General features: G+C 73.0%; 17 protein-coding genes and 1 pseudogene. 8 read left to right on the plus strand and 10 right to left on the minus strand.

Annotated elements, in window-relative coordinates; genetic code table 11:
• From ACWEOZ_RS36205 to ACWEOZ_RS36220, 4 genes and pseudogenes are all read left to right on the plus strand, one after another.
• Nucleotides 1-302 (plus strand): response regulator transcription factor (locus tag ACWEOZ_RS36205; RefSeq protein ID WP_451915176.1); only part of this gene is annotated, 302 nt, incomplete at its 5' end.
• A gap of 34 nt (nucleotides 303-336) precedes the next feature.
• The gene (locus ACWEOZ_RS36210; RefSeq protein WP_451915177.1) at nucleotides 337-861 is read left to right on the plus strand and encodes a YceI family protein; all 525 of its coding nucleotides are present in this window, start codon (nucleotides 337-339) and stop codon (nucleotides 859-861) included.
• Between the two features lie 67 nt (nucleotides 862-928).
• Nucleotides 929-1042: pseudogene (locus tag ACWEOZ_RS36215) on the plus strand (VOC family protein); the annotation flags it as partial.
• A gap of 76 nt (nucleotides 1043-1118) precedes the next feature.
• The gene (locus ACWEOZ_RS36220) at nucleotides 1119-1262 is read left to right on the plus strand and encodes a VOC family protein (RefSeq protein WP_451915178.1); all 144 of its coding nucleotides are present in this window, start codon (nucleotides 1119-1121) and stop codon (nucleotides 1260-1262) included.
• Nucleotides 1263-1312: 50 nt separating this feature from the next.
• Here ACWEOZ_RS36220 and ACWEOZ_RS36225 read toward each other — a convergent pair whose 3' ends face one another.
• Nucleotides 1313-2860 (minus strand): DEAD/DEAH box helicase, encoded by a 1548-nt coding sequence (locus tag ACWEOZ_RS36225; protein ID WP_451915179.1) that lies wholly within the window; start codon nucleotides 2858-2860, stop codon nucleotides 1313-1315.
• Nucleotides 2861-3109: 249 nt separating this feature from the next.
• On the opposite strand from ACWEOZ_RS36225, the gene ACWEOZ_RS36230 reads away from it, so the two are divergent.
• On the plus strand, nucleotides 3110-3958 hold the full coding sequence (locus tag ACWEOZ_RS36230) for a sigma-70 family RNA polymerase sigma factor (protein WP_451915180.1): 849 nt from the start codon (nucleotides 3110-3112) through the stop codon (nucleotides 3956-3958).
• A 35-nt stretch (nucleotides 3959-3993) separates the two neighbouring features.
• Here the strand turns inward: ACWEOZ_RS36230 and ACWEOZ_RS36235 are convergent, their stop codons facing one another.
• On the minus strand, nucleotides 3994-4512 hold the full coding sequence (locus ACWEOZ_RS36235) for a hypothetical protein (RefSeq protein ID WP_451915181.1): 519 nt from the start codon (nucleotides 4510-4512) through the stop codon (nucleotides 3994-3996).
• Between the two features lie 183 nt (nucleotides 4513-4695).
• Here ACWEOZ_RS36235 and ACWEOZ_RS36240 point away from each other — a divergent pair, with 183 nt between their 5' ends.
• Nucleotides 4696-7035, plus strand: coding sequence for a HelD family protein (locus ACWEOZ_RS36240; RefSeq protein WP_451915182.1), 2340 nt, complete (start codon nucleotides 4696-4698; stop codon nucleotides 7033-7035).
• A 58-nt stretch (nucleotides 7036-7093) separates the two neighbouring features.
• Here ACWEOZ_RS36240 and ACWEOZ_RS36245 read toward each other — a convergent pair whose 3' ends face one another.
• Complete coding sequence (locus ACWEOZ_RS36245; protein WP_451915183.1) at nucleotides 7094-8005, minus strand: sigma-70 family RNA polymerase sigma factor; 912 nt, start codon at nucleotides 8003-8005, stop codon at nucleotides 7094-7096.
• Nucleotides 8006-8133: 128 nt separating this feature from the next.
• On the minus strand, nucleotides 8134-8832 hold the full coding sequence (locus ACWEOZ_RS36250) for a PIG-L deacetylase family protein (RefSeq protein ID WP_451915184.1): 699 nt from the start codon (nucleotides 8830-8832) through the stop codon (nucleotides 8134-8136).
• A 115-nt stretch (nucleotides 8833-8947) separates the two neighbouring features.
• Between ACWEOZ_RS36250 and ACWEOZ_RS36255 the strand changes: the two genes are divergently transcribed.
• On the plus strand, nucleotides 8948-9445 hold the full coding sequence (locus ACWEOZ_RS36255) for a DUF456 domain-containing protein (protein ID WP_451915185.1): 498 nt from the start codon (nucleotides 8948-8950) through the stop codon (nucleotides 9443-9445).
• Between the two features lie 6 nt (nucleotides 9446-9451).
• On the opposite strand, the gene ACWEOZ_RS36260 is transcribed toward ACWEOZ_RS36255, so the two are convergent.
• Both ACWEOZ_RS36260 and ACWEOZ_RS36265 read right to left on the minus strand, forming a co-directional pair.
• Nucleotides 9452-10843: a D-alanyl-D-alanine carboxypeptidase family protein gene (locus tag ACWEOZ_RS36260; protein WP_451915186.1), complete on the minus strand. Its 1392-nt coding sequence runs from the start codon at nucleotides 10841-10843 to the stop codon at nucleotides 9452-9454.
• Nucleotides 10840-11274, minus strand: a complete 435-nt coding sequence (locus ACWEOZ_RS36265; RefSeq protein ID WP_451915187.1) for a hypothetical protein — start codon at nucleotides 11272-11274, stop codon at nucleotides 10840-10842. The genes ACWEOZ_RS36260 and ACWEOZ_RS36265 overlap by 4 nt, the downstream gene beginning before the upstream one ends.
• 236 nt (nucleotides 11275-11510) lie before the next feature.
• On the opposite strand from ACWEOZ_RS36265, the gene ACWEOZ_RS36270 reads away from it, so the two are divergent.
• Nucleotides 11511-11864 carry a histone-like nucleoid-structuring protein Lsr2 gene (locus ACWEOZ_RS36270; protein WP_451915188.1) on the plus strand — a complete coding sequence of 118 codons (354 nt, stop codon included), beginning with the start codon at nucleotides 11511-11513 and terminating at the stop codon, nucleotides 11862-11864.
• Between the two features lie 1673 nt (nucleotides 11865-13537).
• Here the strand turns inward: ACWEOZ_RS36270 and ACWEOZ_RS36275 are convergent.
• The 4 genes from ACWEOZ_RS36275 to ACWEOZ_RS36290 all read right to left on the minus strand — a co-directional run bounded on the left by ACWEOZ_RS36275 (nucleotide 13538) and on the right by ACWEOZ_RS36290 (nucleotide 16674).
• Nucleotides 13538-14404: an LLM class flavin-dependent oxidoreductase gene (locus ACWEOZ_RS36275; protein WP_451915189.1), complete on the minus strand. Its 867-nt coding sequence runs from the start codon at nucleotides 14402-14404 to the stop codon at nucleotides 13538-13540.
• A gap of 14 nt (nucleotides 14405-14418) precedes the next feature.
• Complete coding sequence (locus ACWEOZ_RS36280; protein ID WP_451915190.1) at nucleotides 14419-14886, minus strand: MarR family winged helix-turn-helix transcriptional regulator; 468 nt, start codon at nucleotides 14884-14886, stop codon at nucleotides 14419-14421.
• A gap of 77 nt (nucleotides 14887-14963) precedes the next feature.
• On the minus strand, nucleotides 14964-16103 hold the full coding sequence (locus tag ACWEOZ_RS36285) for a PP2C family protein-serine/threonine phosphatase (RefSeq protein WP_451915191.1): 1140 nt from the start codon (nucleotides 16101-16103) through the stop codon (nucleotides 14964-14966).
• A gap of 154 nt (nucleotides 16104-16257) precedes the next feature.
• Nucleotides 16258-16674 carry an ATP-binding protein gene (locus ACWEOZ_RS36290; protein WP_451915192.1) on the minus strand — a complete coding sequence of 139 codons (417 nt, stop codon included), beginning with the start codon at nucleotides 16672-16674 and terminating at the stop codon, nucleotides 16258-16260.
• Between the last annotated feature and the right edge of the window lie 216 nt (nucleotides 16675-16890).

A 16890-nucleotide genomic window follows, 5' to 3' on the forward strand; every position in this document is an offset into this window, starting at 1 on the left:
CGGTGGCCGCGGCGGCCGCGACCGGCCGGCGGCTGGGCATGACCCGGGTCGCGGCGGGCGCGCAGGTCCTGGCCGAGGAGACCGCGGGGGTACGCGGGGGAGCAGGCGCACTGACGGCGCGGGAGACCGAGATCGCCGGGCTGGTGGCCGACGGGCTGGCCAACCGGGCGATCGCCGAGCGGCTGGTGCTCTCCGAGCGCACCGTGGAGACGCACGTCCGCAACGTGCTGGCCAAGCTGGGGCTGAGCAACCGGACCCAGGTCGCGTCCTGGCTACGTACCGGATCTCAGCGGCAGTACTGAGGCCTTCGGGCGCCGGGGTGGCGAGGCTGCTGGTATGACACAGCAGCAGCGCCTCGAAGGCGACATCCGGCCCGGCACGTACGTGATCGACTCCGCCCGTTCCGGCGTCAAGCTGACGGCGACCCACACCTTCGGCCTCAAACCCGTGGACGCGACCTTCGCCGTACGGTCCGGCACCGTGATGGTGGGGGCGAGACCCGAGCTGTCCACGGTCTCGGCCGACCTGGACGCGGCCAGCTTCACCACCGACGACCCGCGCCGCGACAAGGACGTACGCGGCCAGCGCTTCCTGGCCGCCGGCGCCCACCCGGCGATCGGCTTCCGGAGCACCGGGCTGAGCCGTACGGCCGACGGCTGGCAGCTCACCGGGGTGCTGAGCATCCGCGGCGGCTCGGCCCCGCTGACCCTGTCCATCGTGGACGTCCAGCCGGTCGCGGACGGCTACCACGTGCGGGCCACGACGACGGTCGACCGGGTGGCCGCGGGCGTGGGCGCGGGCCGGGCCCTGATCGGCCGGCACGTCCGGGTGACCGTGGAGTGCCGCGTTTCAGCCGGCTGAGCGGGGTATGCAGCACGACATGCTGCGAATCGCACAGTTGACCCTGGATGTGCAGGACATCGACGTGATGACGGCCTTCTGGTCGGCGGCTCTGGGTTACCGCGTGGAGAAGGGCGACGACGGCAACTCGAAGCTGATCCCGCCGGACGACGCTCCGCCCGGCGCCCAGCACATGTGGCTGCAGGCGTCGGCCGGCCCGAAGTCGGGCAAGAACCGCGCCCACCCGGACCTGACCGCCACCGACCCCGCAGGCCGAGGTGGAACGCCTGATCGGCCTGGGCGCCCGGCACGCGGACGTGGGGCAGCGGGGCGACGAGCCGTACGTGGTGCTGGCCGACCCGGAAGGCAACGAGTTCTGCGTGCTGACCGCCTGGCGCGATCCCGCCCTGACCGGCCGGTGACAGCAGAAGGGGCGCTGAGGAATCCCTCAGCGCCCCTTGCCTGTGTCTAGTTAGCGCGCGGCCCGGCTGCGGGCCGAGAAAGCCGCCGCGCCGCCGCTGGACGACTGGCTGGTGTGCACGGCCGTCGAGCCCGTGCCGCCGCGCCGGCCGCCACGAGCGCCGCCCTGGGTGCGGGTCGCCTGCGAACGGCCACCGGAGGAACGCGTCCCCTGGGTGTGGCCGCCCTGGCCGCGAGCGCCGGAGCCGGCCGGCTGGTCGCCGCCCGCGCCACGTGCGCCGCCACCGCTGCGACCGCCGCCGCCCGTGCCCCGGCCGCCGCCCGCTGCCCGGGTGCCGCCGGTGGCCGCGCCCCGGCCGCCGCCCGACCGGCCACGCCGGGCCTGGCCGCCGCCCTGCTCCTCGACCGGCTCGGGCACCGGGGACACCGGTGCGCTGTAGGTGCGCTCACCCGGGGCGAGCTGCGCGAGCAGCGCGTCGCCCGGGCGGGCCTTGCTGGTGGTCGGCCGGATGCCGGCCTTGCGGGTGAGGTCGCGGACCTCACTCTGCTGGTCGTCGGTCATCAGCGTGATGACCGTGCCCTGCGCGCCGGCCCGGGCCGTACGCCCGGAGCGGTGCAGGTACGCCTTGTGCTCGACCGGCGGGTCCGCGTGGATCACGATCGCGACGTCGTCGACGTGGATGCCGCGGGCCGCGATGTCCGTGGCCACCAGCGTCTGCGCGCTGCCGTCGGAGAACGCCGCCATGTTGCGGTTGCGCGCGTTCTGCGCCAGGTTGCCGTGCAGCTCCACCGCGGGCACGCCGGCCTGCACGAGCTGGCGGGTCAGCGTCTTGGCGCGGCGCTTGGTGCGGGTGAACACCACCGTGCGGCCGGGGGCGGCGGTCAGGTCGACCAGCACCGGGAACCGGTCGTCGTGGCGGACGTGCAGCACGTGGTGGGTCATCTCGATCGGGGCCTCGGCCGCCGAGTCGACGTGGTGCGTGACCGGCTTGTGCATGAACCGCTTGACCAGCACGTCGACGCCGTTGTCGAGGGTCGCCGAGAACAGCATCCGCTGGCCGTTGGCCGGGGTGCCGTCCATCAGGCGCCGGACCACCGGCAGGAAGCCCAGGTCGGCCATGTGGTCGGCCTCGTCGAGCACGGTGATCTCGACCGCGTCCAGGCTGGCGTAGCCCTGCTGGATGTGGTCGGCCAGCCGGCCCGGGCAGGCGACGAGGATGTCGACGCCGGCCTTGAGGCCCTTGATCTGCGGGTTCGCGCCGACGCCGCCGAAGACGGTGAGGGTGCGCAGGCCCAGGGGCGCCGCCAGCGGGGCGATGGTCGCCTCGATCTGGGTGGCGAGCTCGCGGGTCGGGGCCAGGATCAGCGCGCGGGGCCGGGTCGGGCGCCGCGGCGACTTGCTCTCGGCCAGCCGGGCGAGCACCGGCAGGACGAACGCGTACGTCTTGCCGGAGCCGGTGCGGCCACGGCCGAGCACGTCGCGGCCGGCGAGCGAGTCCGGCAGGGTGGCGGCCTGGATCGGGAACGGGGTGGTGATGCCGAGGTCGGCGAGCGCCGCGACGAGTTTCGTGGGCACGCCGAGGTCGGTGAACGAGGACATGTAGGTGTGAACTCCGTAAGTCTGAAGGGGTCGTCCTGCCCGGCGCAGACCTCACGGGTCGCGGCGCGTGGTGGTCGATCCAAAGGCGGCCCGAGGCAGAACTGGGCGGGCCGCGAGATCAAGTGTACGCGCCGCTGCACCGCAACCCCGCCGCACCCGACTGTGACCCTCCCTGCACCCCGCGACCCGCACCGTTTCTCCTCAGTGCCGGACTCCCCCCGCCGGCCGGTATCCGAGGAGAGACCCCCCATGAGCGGTGCTGTTGTCTTCGACCGCCGTCGCGAGGACGTCGTACGGGCGCACATGCCGCTCGTCGGTCATCTGGTCCGCGAGATGCTGGCCCGGGTGCCCGCCCACGTCAACCGCGACGACCTGCTCTCCGCCGGGTACGCGGCCCTGGTGGCCGCCGCCCGCGGCTTCGACGAGGAACGTGGCGTGCCGTTCGCCCGGTTCGCGGCGGCCCGGGTACGCGGGGCCCTGCTGGACGAGCTGCGCGGGCTGGACTGGGCCAGCCGGTCGGTGCGGCAGCGGGCCCGGCGTACGGACACCGCCCGTCAGGAGCTGACCGCCGAGCTGGGCCGGACCCCGACGGCGGCCGAGGTCGCCGCGCACCTGGGCTGCACGGTGGAGGACATCGAGTCCGCGGACGACGACGTGGCCCGCGCCGTGGTGTTCAGCCTGCAGGGCTTCGCCACCGTGGGGGCCGACGACATGGTGACCGAGCCCAGCGCGGGCCCGGAGGAGCTGCTGATCCGCCGCGAGCGGCTGGGTTACCTGCGGCACGCCATCGACGTGCTGCCGGAGCGGCTGCGCGCGGTGATCACCGGCTACTTCTTCGAGGAGCGCCCGATGGCGCGGATCGCCGAGGAGCTGGGGGTCACCGAGTCGCGGGTGTCGCAACTGCGGGCCGAGGCGCTGGCCCTGCTCAAGGACGGTCTGAACACGCACCTCGATCCGGCCCTGGCGGCCCAGAGCCCGGTCAAGGACGGTTGCGTGGCACGCCGCCGGGAGGCGTACTACGACCAGATCGCGACCCGCGGCGGGCTGCGCGACCGGCTCGCGCTGACCAGCCCGGACGGTCTTCCGGTAGCGGCCTGAGGCCGGCTCCGCGCGGAGCCGGCCTCAGCCGGAGGTCACGCGTTGGCGCAGGTGCCGGCCTTCTTCTGGGCGGCGATCGCCTTGTCGGCGCCCTTGGCGTAGAGGGCCAGGCCCTCCTTGGCGGGCTCGAGCCTCCACGAGTCCTGCTCGTAGACCATCGTGTAGGACTGGGCCGCGACCAGCTGCTTGGCGATCACGACGGCCCGGTCGGCGCCCTCCATGCGGGCGCTGCTGAGCGTGATGGCCAGGCCCTTGCGCGAGCACGCGGTGTTGAGCTTGACGTAGTCGGCCTTGGTGATGGCCTTCTTGCCGGCATCGGTGTACATGTCCCAGGCGCCGGCGAAGTCACCGCCGCTGAAACGGTCGAACACGGTCTGCGCGGCGGCCTTGGCGCCCTCGATCGTCTTGGGCTGCGGCCCGCCGGCAGCCGCGGCGGCGGCGTTACCGGCCGGAGCGGCCTCCTTGTCGTCGGAGCAGGCGGTGGTGAGGGAGACGGCGGCGACGGCGATGAGCGCCAGCGCGCCGAGGCGTCGGAACGGGTGGCTGTGGTTCATGCACCGCTTAATGTCGATGGACCGTCCGGCGTAACGGGCAAGGCCCTGCCGTGACGGATTCCTTACACTTGCCGGCGCGCCCGTAACCCCGGTCACGGTCTCGCCGGGAGGCCGATGCATCGGCTATTCTGAGCGTTTCCATGGAAACGAAAAAAGCCACCTGAAAAGGTGGCTGACCTCGGAATGCTACCACAACAGGGAGTAGCTTTGTCAAGCTCCGCCGGCGGCACGGAAACACTGCGGAACGACGACATCGAGTCCGAAAAGGCCTACCTGGCCGTGCTGTACGACCGTCTCGACCTGCTGCGTGAGCAGGCCGACGAGCGGCTGCGCGCGATTCTGCTCGAGGCCGGCGGCACCCCGCAGGGCCGCTCCCAGCGCGAGGCGACCCGCAGCCATTGGGCCGAGCAGCTCGCCCAGATGAATTCCGTCGAGAACGGGCTCTGCTTCGGCCGGCTGGATTTCGCCGCCGACAATCCCCGCTACATCGGCCGGATCGGACTGTTCGCCGAGGACCGTGATCAGGATCCGTTGCTGATCGACTGGCGGGCGCCCGCGGCTCGCCCGTTCTATCTCGCCACCGCGGTGTCCCCCGAGGGGGTGACCCGCCGCCGGCACCTGCGCACCCGGGGCCGGGAGCTGACCGGGATCGACGACGAGGTGCTCGACATCGAGGCCGGCGCCACGGACGGCCGCGAGGACGTGACCGGTGAGGCCGCGCTGCTGTCCGCGCTGACCGCCAACCGCACCGGCCGGATGCGCGACATCGTCGAGACCATCCAGTCCGAACAGGACGAGGTGATCCGGGCCGGGTTGCCCGGCGTCCTGGTGGTCCAGGGTGGTCCCGGCACCGGCAAGACCGCCGTGGCGCTGCACCGCGCGGCGTATCTGCTCTACACCCACCGCGCCCAGCTGACCAAGCAGGGTGTGCTGATCCTCGGCCCGAACGCCACCTTCCTGCGCTACATCTCGCAGGTGCTGCCCTCGCTGGCCGAGACCGGCGTGCTGCTCGCCACCCTCGGCGACATGTTCCCCGGCGTGACCGCCCGGGCCACCGAGGCGCCGGCCGCCGCCGCGCTCAAGGGCCGGGTCGACATGCTCGACGTGCTCGCCGCGGCGGTCGCCGACCGGCAGACCGTGCCCGACGACTACGTGGAGGTCGACCACGACGGCTTCCCGCTGCGCATCGAGCGGGCCGTCTGCGAGGACGCGCGGGCCGAGGCCCGGCGGTCCGGCCGCCCGCACAACCTGGCCCGGTCGATCTTCGTGACCGCGGTCATCCACACCCTGTCGCTGCAGATCGCCGAGCGGATCGGCGCCGACCCGCTGGGCGGCGACAACCTGCTGGAGGAGGCCGACCTCGCCGAGACCCGGCGCGAGCTGCGCGAGGACGAGGACGTCCAGGCCGCGCTGTTCGAGCTGTGGCCGATCCTGACCCCGCGGCAGGTGCTGCGGGACCTGCTCAGCGATCCGGACCGGCTCGCCACGGCCGCGCCCGAGCTGAGCGACGAGGAGCGGGCGCTGCTGCTGCGCGAGCGCCGGGCCGGCTGGGCGCCGGCCGACGTGCCGCTGCTGGACGAGCTGGCCGAGCTGCTGGGGGTGGACGACACCCTGCGGGCCCGGGCGGTGGCCCGCGAGCGGGAGCAGGCGATCGAGTACGCGGAGGGCGTGCTGGAGATCGTCGAGGGCTCGCGGTCACTGGACTTCGAGGACCAGGAGGAGGAGATCCTGTCGGCCACCGACGTCGTCGACGCCAGCGCCTTCGTCGAGCGGCACGAGGTGATCGACACGCGTACCGCGGCCGAGCGGGCGGCCGCGGACCGCACCTGGGTCTTCGGGCACGTGATCGTCGACGAGGCGCAGGAGCTGTCGCCGATGGCCTGGCGGCTGCTCATGCGCCGCTGCCCGAGCCGGTCGATGACCGTGGTCGGGGACGTCGCGCAGACCGGCGAGCTGGCCGGGACGACGACCTGGGAGCAGGTCTTCGAGCCGTACGTGGCCCAGCGCTGGCGGCTGGCCGAGCTGACCGTCAACTACCGCACCCCGGCCGAGGTGATGGCGGTGGCCGCGGACGTGCTCGCCGCGGTCGACCCGTCGCTGCAGCCGCCGCGGTCGGTGCGGACCGCCGGCGAGGAGCCGTGGGCGGCCCGGGTGCGGCCCGCCGAGCTGGCCACGGAGCTGATCACAGCGGTACGCCGGGAAGCCGCAGCCGCCGCGGAGGGGCGCGTGGGTGTCCTGGTGCCCGCGGGGCTGGAGGACACGCTGGGCCGTGAGCTCACCGCCGCCATCCCCGAGGCGGCCGTGGGGGAGCAGCCCGACCTGCTCAACCACATCGTGCTGATGACCGTCCGGCAGGCCAAGGGGCTGGAGTTCGACAGCGTGATCGTGGTCCAGCCGGACGAGATCATCGCCGAGAGCCCGCGCGGCCTCAGCGACCTCTACGTCGCGGTGACCCGGGCGACCCGCCGGCTCGGTGTGCTGCACACGGCTGAGCTGCCCAAGGTGCTCGACGCGCTGAGCTGAACGGGAACGCGGAACGGGGCCGGTGCGCGTACGCACCGGCCCCGCTCGTCGTCGTGGATCAGGCGGCCGCGCCGTGCGGCAGCGGCGTGAAGCCGTGGGCGTTGGTCAGCGCGAGACGCGAGTGCAGGCTGGTGTTGCCGGCGATGGCGGCGTAGTAGCCGGCCCGGCGGCGGGCGATGATGCTGTCCGGGTTCTCCACCGCCGGCGCCAGCTCCGGGTCGAGGTGGGTGTTGAGGCCGTCCTTGAGCAGCGACAGCGCCTCGGCGCGCAGCTGGCTGATCCGGCTCTCGGTGACCCCCAGGTCGGCGGCGATGTCGGCCATCGGCCGCTCCTTGAGGAAGTACTCCGTGATGACGGTCTGCAGGCGCTCCGGCAGCGACTCGATCGCGTGGTGCAGGTAACCGATCTGCTCACGGCGGATCAGCATGTCCTCCGGGCCCGGGGTGCGCTCGGTGACCAGGTCGTCCGGGCTGCTGGTGGTGAAGCCCTGCAGCGACAGCACGGTGGCGCGCTGCACATCGTTGTCCGTCTGGTGCAGGTCCGTGGTGGTGGTGCCGAGCGCCTGGGCCAGCTCCTCGTTCGTCGGCGTACGGCCCAGCGTGGTGGTCAGGTTCTGCCGCGTGGTGTCGGTCGCCCGCGCCTTGGTCCGCACCGAGCGGGTCGCCCAGTCCAGCGAGCGCAGCTCGTCGAGGATGGCGCCGCGGATGCGGGTGGTGGCGAAGCGGTTGAACGGGATGCCGCGGGTCGGGTCCCAGCCGCGGGCGGCGGTCACCAGGGCGTGCAGGCCGGCGCTGGTGAGATCGTCACGGTGGATGTGGTTCGGGATCCGGCTGAGCATGTCCCGCACCAGGTGGCCGACCAGCGGCATGTTGGTGCGGATCAGGTTCTCCTGCTCGGCGGCGGACAGGGCCGGCACGGCGGTCGCGGTGTCGGCGGCAAGGTCGGCAGCGGTCGTCATGGTGCTGGTCATGTGAATCCCCCGTGTGTTGTCGGTGGCCCGCGGCGGTGGGCACCGGCTGACAAGGAGAAACTTTGGGTGACGCGGGGTACATGTTCCGGTTGCGCTCAGTTGCCGACCGGTTGCTTCGGATCCGGCGCTCAGGCGGCCCGGGCGGGCACCCGTACGGGGGCGAGATCCCAGACGAAGCGGGCCGGGGCGAAGGCTTCGGCGTACCGGACGCGGGCCTGCGCGCCGAAGTGCCGGGCGGTGCCGGTCGGCAGCTCCGGATCCACCGGCACCGGGGCCTCGGCCAGCGCGGCCAGCTTGCGGTCCAGGAACGGCGAGATGTCGACGAACAGCGCGGGGGCGAACTGCAGAGTCGACCCGCCGGCGTAGTGCAGGATCCGGCTGCTGTGCCGGGCGGCCGACAGCGTGGCCACGGCGGCGGCCCGGTGCTCGGCGTTGGCGTCCTCGGGGGCGTGCACGTAGACCACGTCGGCGTCGACGCCGGTCAGCACGTTCTCGATGGCGGCCACCGTCATCGCCGCGGACGAGATCAGCCCGGGCCACGTCTCGCCGGGCCGCTGGTGACGCGCCCGGCGGTCGTTGCTGCCGCGGGTGTGCCCCCGGCGGTCCCCGGAACGGCGCTCGGCCGCCTGCGGGCCCCAGACCAGCAGGCAGTCGAGCTCGCGGGCGGCGGCCTCGGCCTGCCGGCTGCGTACGGTGTCGGGCCCGTCGCAGGTGAGCACGAGCATGGTGACCGAGTCGCCGGCGGCGCGGTGGGCGGCCAGCGTCCCGGCACAACCGAACTCGATGTCACCGGGGTGCGTACCGACCGCCAGCACGCTGCGGGTCATTCCGGCCTCCGGGGTTCTCGTGCACCGTCGCGGGGGTTCGGCGGTGCTGAGTTGTCCATCGGTCACGGGCGGCACGGCTTGAGGGTTGTGGCGTGATTACGGCACGCTGGTCGGCATGGATCTCACCGACTCCGGCACGACCGTCAACCTGATCGCCGGCGTGGCCATGCTGGCCGGCGTGCTGGGCGTGGTGATCCCGGTCCTGCCCGGCCTGCTGCTGTGCTGGCTGGCGGTGCTGCTCTGGGTGATCCTGGGCGACGCGGACGGCGGCCGCTGGGTGGTCTTCGCCCTGGCCACGGTGGTGGCGGTGGGCGGCACGGTGGTGAAGTACCTGTGGCCCGGCAAGCGGCTCAAGAGCACCGGCGTACCCACGTCGTCGCTGCTGATCGCGGGCGTGCTGGGCATCGTCGGCTTCTTCGTGGTACCGGTGGTCGGCCTGGTGCTCGGCTTCGTCGGCGGCCTGTGGGTGGCCGAGCGCCTCCGGCTGGGCCCGGGCCAGGCATGGCCGTCGACCCGTCAGGCGCTGGGCGCGGTCGGCCTGTCCCTGCTGGTGGAGTTCGCGGCGGCGCTGGGCATCGCGGTGATCTGGGTCTTCGGCCTGCTCGCGACCTGAGCCGGCCTAACGGGGCACCGTGGTGCGGCGCCGTAACCGCCGCCGACGACGCTGGGTGAGCAGCAGGAGCAGCGGGGCGCCGGCCAGCAGCACCGCCATCGTGGCGGCGAGCCCGATGGAAACGCCCCTGTTCGTGGCGGCGCGCACCGCGGTGGCGGCGGGTGGCCCGTCCTTCGCCGCCGGGGCTGGGGCGGCGCTCGCGTCGGTGGCCGTACCGTGGGCATCCGGGCTGTCCGGCTCGACCAGCTTGCCCACCGACGCGTCCTTGGGCAGCGAGAAGCCCCAGTCCAGCAGCGCGGCGCCCTGCTGCCAGCCGCGCAGCGGAGCCGCCTCGGCACCGAGCACGGTGGCGACCAGGCGCCGGCCGTTCCGCTCGGCGCCGCCGACATAGCTGTGCCGGGCCAGCTTGGTGAAACCGGTCTTGCCGCCGAGCGCCCCCGGATAGTTGTAGATCAGCTTGTTCTCGTTCTGGATTTGGAAGCCCCCCTTCTTCAGCTTCTTCTGCGCCGGGATCTGGGCCCGCTCGGTGAGCGCATACTTCCGGAAGTCCGGCTTGGCGAAACACTGCCGGGCGATCAGCGCCAGGTCGTACGCGCTGGTGAACTGCCCCGGCCCGTCCAGCCCCGACGGCGTGGCGGCATGCGTCTGGTAGGCACCCAGCCGCTTCGCCTCGTCGTTCATGGCGGCGACGGTGGCGGGCAGGCCACCCCGGCCACCACCGAGCCGGGCCAGCGTGTTCGCCGCGTCGTTGCCGGAATTGAGAAGCAGCCCGAGCCACAACGTGCTGACCGGATACTTCCCGCCCTTGAGCAACCCGACAGCCGAGCTGTACGGCTCGATGGCCAGGTCGCCGTCGGTGATGGTGGCGACCTGCTTGGGGTCGAGCTTGTCCATGACGGTGGCCACGAGCAGCAGCTTCTGGACGCTCGCGGGGGTGCCGTACACGTGGGGGCCGCAACCGCCGAGAACCTCGCCGGTGTCCAGATCCGCGACCAGCCAGCTGGTCGCGGTCAGAGCGGGCGGGCCCGGGGCGCCGCGCGGGATGACCAGGCCGTCGGTGGCCAGGGCGTCGCCGCCGACCGCGCGCAGGACGGGATCATCCTTGGGCGGGGTGGGGCGGGGCGGGCGGCCCTTGGGCGGCTTGACCTTGGGGCGGGGGCAGGGCACGGGCGCTGTTCGGGCCTGGGCTGCCCGGGCCTGGGCTGCCTGGGCCTCTGCCGCTCGGGCCTCCGCCGGGCCCGCTTGCGCCGCGTTGGTCCGGGCGGCGTTGGTCTGGGCCGCGCCGGCGCGGGCCGCGTGGGCCGGGCCGGTCAGGGCCGCGGTGGCGAGGGTCGCGGCGGCGGTCAGGGCGGCCAGGATCCGTCGCCGGGCCGGGGCAGGGGTGTGGATGAGCCTCACGGCCACACGGCTCCCGCGTCGAGTCGGCGCTGGAGCAGTTGCTCCAGCGGCATGGTCTCACCGTCGCCGCCGCCCGCGCCGACGATCAGCCGGGCCGGGCTGGGGGACACGTCGGCGCCGGAGAACCGGGCGCGCAGTGAGGACGGGACGGACAGGACGTAGTACTGGCCGTCCTCGCCGACGGCCACCGAGCGGTTCGCCTTCAGATACCAGCCGCGCAGGCGGGTGCGATAGGTCGCCCGGCCGTCGAAGGCCCGGGCCCGCAGCACGACGGGCGGCAGGCCGCGTTCGGTCGCCCGGCGCACGAAGTCGGCCAGCAGCTGGCCGGCCTGCTCCGCCTCGGCGGCCCGGCCGGCCTCCAGCGCGGCGCCGTGCCCGGCGACTGCCTGCCGGCGCTGCTCTTCCCAGGCGGCACGGTCGTCGGCGTCCATGGCGACGACCCTAACGGCATCCGCGTGGCCCCAGCCACCCGGGTTTTCCACCCGGGCACAGCTAACCGCGCCGCCCGCCACGATTCCACGGAATAGCGCGGACGCATTAGTGAAGGCGACCGGGGCGATAATTGCCCGGGGTCTCCGTTATTCTGTGAAATTCAGGCGAACAGTTGCGCGCGGAGTGCGTCACAGGCGAGACTGGGCGCGTTCTTCGGATTACGTCAGGAGTCGTTATGGCGCGGCAGGTAATCACGACCCTCATCGACGACCTGGACGGAAAGCCGGCCGATCGGACGGTGGAGTTCAGCCTCGACGGCACGAGCTACACCATCGACCTTTCCGAGGCCAATGCCGGCAAGTTGCGCAAGGCGCTGGACCCGTTCATCGAGGCGGGCACGCGTATCGGCCGGGGCGGTTCCGGCCGTACCGCGGGCCGGCCGTCGAGTGGCACGGGCCGCACGGCGGGCAGCCGCGACGAGAACAGGCTGATTCGCGAGTGGGCGGCCGAGAACGGCCACCAGATCTCCGAGCGGGGTCGCATCCCGCAGAGTGTCAGCAATGCCTATCGGGCGGCCCACGGCCGCTGATCCCTTGTGTTGCCGGGGCCGGACGCAGATGCGTCCGGCCCCGACGCATGCCCCGGCCCGACCTGTCCGTCGCGTCCGGTTGGGCCTGGGGGAGTAACCGGGCGGCCGCCGCTGCCGCACAGATGCAATGGGCACTGCGCCTTGGCCGGCCGGCGTCGCGCCAAGAGGCGCGACCCCGGTAGGAGTGGCCATCGGCAGGGGTGGCGGAGGGCGGCCTTATGGCAGCCAGGCTGGGAGTTCGGCGGAGGACCAGCTGGTGGCCTGGTCGGGATCCTTGGCCGGTGGCCTGGCCGGGAACCCGGGCTTGGCATGGTCGGAAGTCCGGCTTGGCCTGGTGGGGAACCCGGCTTGGCCTGGACGGAAAACCGGCTTGGCTTGTCGGAAGCCCGGCTTGGCCTGGCCGGATACGCGGCTTGGCCTGGCTGAGAACGCGGCTTGGCCTAGCCGGAAACCCGACCACGGCCTGAAGGAAGCGCAGCCTGTTCGGCGCCTTCCCGGTGGCCGGTGGCCGTGGTCGGGTGGAAGGTCTGGTCGGCGGCCCAGTGGGGGTCGCTCCGCGCCTGGTTGGGAGTCCAGCCGGCGATTTGGTGAAGCCTGGTCGGTGGCCGACGGGGGCCGCTGCGCGCCTGGTCGGGAGTCCCACTGGCGGTCCGATGGGGAGACTGGTCAGTGGCCGGTGGTGAAATCCGGCCGGTGGCTGGAGGAGAACCGCTGGCCGGCTGCCTGTCGGAAGCCCGACCCTACGGTTTGGTGGGAAGCCCTGGCCGTCGGCTTATCTGGAAAGCCCGGCCAGGCGCCCGGCCCGCGCCCGGCCAGGCGCCCGGCCCGCGCCCGGCCAGGCGCCCGGCCCGCGCCCGGCCCGCGCCCGGCCGGCCGGCCGGCCGATCGGAAGCGGCCGCTCACCTAATGGAAGCCTGGCCGGTTGCTTCGGAATCCCGGCCGGTGGGCTCATCGGAAGCCCGGCCGGAAGCCTGACCCGGTGGTGCGGTCGGATGCCCTGGCCGTCGAGCTTGTGGGGAAGCCGGACCTGCGGCCCGGTGCAAACTCCGTTCCGAAGCCCGGTGCAAACTCCGGCCCGCACCCCGGCGCAAAGCCGATCGGCGGCCCGGCGGATAGCCCACCTGCACCGGCAAAGGCGCCGGTCAATGGCCCCACAGCCGCCGCGATCACCGCCGGCTCCCACCCCCGGAATAGCCCGTCCCCGAGGAAACGGCGTTCACCCGACCCTGGTGGATCGCGGCCCGCCGGCCGGAGGAATGCCCCTTGCGGCCGCCGCCGCAGCGACGCCGCCCGATCCGCCGACCATCCGCCGTGTCTCCGGTAACGGCAGTGTCTGTGGCTTCGGCCGCACCATCGTCCGAAACTGCGTCAGTCGTCCGGCCGCCCGGCAAACCGCTCCGCGGCTATCCGGCGCACTCACCGCGAAACGTCGGCCACCCGACCCCGCACCTTTGTCCCCCGGCAAGGGTGCGGTGCCCGTCCCGCACCGTGAAAGGCGGCTCGGTCATAGCGCGCACCGCCTCACGAGTACTGGACTTTGAGTCATAGGCATCGCCCTCAATGGGCGCCTGACAAGTGATCTCCGGTGGTGGCATTGAGTATGCGAGTGGTGACAGGAAGGCGAATAGCCGTCCCGGGATAGCGGCAACCGGAAAGATTGCGGTGAGTCCGGTTCAGGCGGCGCGGAGTTTCGGCAGCATCGGCGCCACCGCTTCCAGGATGCGTTCGTCACCGGCGTACCAGCTCGACTTCCGGGGCCAGTGCGTCAGCACGTCGGTGAAGCCCAGCTCCGCCGCCCGCCCCACCGCGTCCGTGAACGCTTCGACGCTGCTCAGCGACAGCACCGGCGACGAGTCGAGGTTGAGATACCTGTCCACGTCGCGGCCGGCTGCCGCGTCGGTGAACCTGGCGCTGACCTCGGCCACCGAACGCCACCAGGCCGCCTCGTCGTCCACCGCCTGCGCTCCGGTGGTCACCCAGCCGTCGCCGTACCGGGCCGCCAGGCGCAGGGCGCGGGGGCCGTTCGCCGCCACCACGAGCGGCGGGCGGGGCCGCTGGACCGGGCCGGGGATGCTGCGGGCGTCCACCGCCTTGTAATACGTACCCGTGAAGTCGGCCTTGTCGTTCTCCAGCAGCCGGGTGAGCAGCTCGAGGAACTCGGCGAAGCGGTCGACCCGTTCCCGGGGGCTCAGCTCGGCCGCGCCCAGCACCGCCGCGTCGAAGCCGGTGCCGCCCGCGCCCACGCCGAGCAGCAGCCGGCCCTGGGAGATGTCGTCCAGGGCGGTGATCTCGCGGGTGAAGTGCACCGGGTGGCGGAAGTTCGGCGAGGCCACGAAGGTGCCCAGGCGGATCCGGCGGGTCACCATCGCCGCCGCCGTCAGGGTCGGCACGGCGTCGAACCACGGACCGTCGACGAGGTCGCGCCAGCCCAGGTGATCGTAGGTCCAGGCGTGGTCGAAGCCGTACTCCTCGGCCAGGCGCCAGCGGCGGCCGGCCACGGACCAGCGTTCGTCGGGAAGGATCACGATGCCGATACGCACGCGAGGACGCTACCTCACGCCGAGCGCAGACTGTCCTCGTCGCCCGGTGCCGCAGCCGGGCCGGCCGCCGCGTCGAACGCCGCCATCGCCCGGACCAGCTCCTGGCGGCTCGTCGGGCTCATCCGTTCGAGCACCTCGGCCAGGGCGGACCGGCGGCGTTCGCGCAGGTCCTCCAGCAGGCGCTGAGCTGTCGGGGTGAGCAGCAGCCGGACCTCGCGGCGGTCCCGGGGGTCCGGCACCCGGCGCAGCAGGCCGGTGGCCTCCAGCCGGTCGCAGAGCCGGCTGGCCGAGGACGGCACCACGTCGAGGGCCTCGGCCAGGCGGCTCATGTTCGTGTGCGCCCCGCGCGAGATGATCGTCAGTACGCGCAGCTGCGCCGGGGGCACGGCCGGCGACTGCGCGAGCCGGGCGCTCTCCAGGACGCCCAGCAGCGACTCCACCGTCGACTCCAGCGCCGCTGCGACGTCCGTGACGCGATCCATGCCGGTCCTCTGTTTGCTCAAAGTCGGGGCATTTCGGCCTACCAGGTCATGGCCTCTCTCAGCCTGGACCACGTCGGTCATCGCCGCCAGTCGAGGCAGACGGTGACCGCGTCGTCGTCCGGATCGGCGCCCGCGTGATATTCGCGCAGACCCCGCATAACCGTACCCACTGCCTCGGTGGCGGGCTGCAGGCGCGTCCGGCGCAGCGCGGTCAGCAGGGCGGTCTCCCCGTACGGGGCCCGCCCGCCCGGCGTGGCGGCGTGCACCCCGTCGCTGACCACGAGCAGCCGGTCGGCCGGTTCGAGCCGGAACCGCTGGATCTCGTACCGGGTCTCGCCGAACATGCCCAGCGGCAGCTGCTGCTCCAGGACCACCGGCTGGATGTCCCGCTCCCGGGCGATGACGGCGCGGGGGGAGCCGGCGTCGACCGCGGCCACGTGCCCGCCGATCAGGTCGATCTCCAGCAGCAGGGTGGCGGCATGGGCGGCGCCGCCGTACCGGGCGTGGATGGCGTCGCCGGCCAGTTCGGCCTGTTCGACGATGTCGGCGCCGGAGCGGCGGGCGTTGCGCATCGCGTTGACCGCGACGGTGGTGAGCACCGCGGCGTCGAGGCCGTCACCGGCCCCGTTGAGCACGGTGATGGTGAGCCGGTCGTCGGACAGGGTCCAGTCGAAGTGGTCGCCGAAGACCGTGTACGCGGGCTCCAGCTGCCCGGCGACCAGGAAGCGCTCGTCGCCCAGCGAGCGCCCCGGCAGCAGTTCCCATTGCAGCTCGGCCGCCATGGTGAGGCGTTCCCGGCGGATCACCCGGCGGTAGCGGTCGGTGACCGCGTCGGCGGCCCGCAGGGCGACGGCGAGCTCGTCGGCGACCGCCGAAAGGTCGCTGGTCAGCCCGGTGCCTGAGGGCAGGGAGGTCTCGACGGCGAGCACGCCGAGGCGTTCGCCCCAGACGGTCAGCGGCAGGTAGGCCCGGTTGGCGTCCGCGGCGATGTCGACCAGCGGCCGCTGGCTGCCGAAACAGCGCACGGCCAGGGCGTTGCCGGGCGGCCCGCCGGGCTCGAGCAGCGGCCACAGGCCGGTCAGGGTCAGGTCGCCGAGCAGCACCTCGACCCGGCCGGCCGCGTACTGCCGGCGCAGGTGGTCCGCCACGGCCTCGGGAAGCCGGTCGGGCGGCGCCGCGCGCAGCAGCGCTCCGACGCGCGTCGGACGGTCGGTCAAGGTTGACCTCTTCTCCCTCAGGGCGCGGGGCAGCAACGAACAGCAATATTTGCTGTACGGCAAGGATGATAGGGGCACAGCGGAGCGGCCCGGCAGCGGGCAGTGAGGCCGGGCGGATCAAGGGATACGGCGGTGCGGCGGTACGGCGGGTCGCTCAGTGCGCGCCCGCACCGCCGGCCAGCGCGAAGGACTTCTCGAAGTGGATGAGGCTGCCGTTGCGCGGGGTCGACTGCATCCGGACGTTGTCGCTCAGTGCCTTGATGAGAAACAGCCCCCGGCCGCGCTCGCTGTTCGGACCGGGGTCGTCGACCGCGCTCGCGTCGAAGCCGGCGCCGTTGTCGGCGACGTCGATCGCGCAGCGGTCCTCGGCCACGTCCAGGCGGACCTCGATGCCGTCCGCGCCGGTGGCGTGCTTGACCACGTTGGCGCACGCCTCGGTCAGGGCCAGCTCCAGATCGTCGCCGTCCTGGCGGTCGACCTGGAACGCCGACAGGGCACACCGCAGCAGCCGGCGCACCGCGGGCACGCTGTCGACCTCACGCGGCAGATTGAGCCGTACCGAGATACGCATGCGACTCCTCCCCCCGTTGTCGACCTGGCGCCTGCCCGGTCCGCTGACAGTGGTGTTCCCGCCGGACGGCCCGGCTAATCCCGGTACGGGCGATCCGGCTTCCCAGCGGTTCGGAACCAGCCGTCCGAAGTTCTTGTTATCGCAGGCCGTTCGGGCGGTCTCCCTTCCCGTGGTCGGCGAAACGGCCGCCGCGCGCAATGATCGAGGCTCCACGGG

The organism is Actinoplanes sp. NPDC004185 (genome assembly GCF_053603475.1).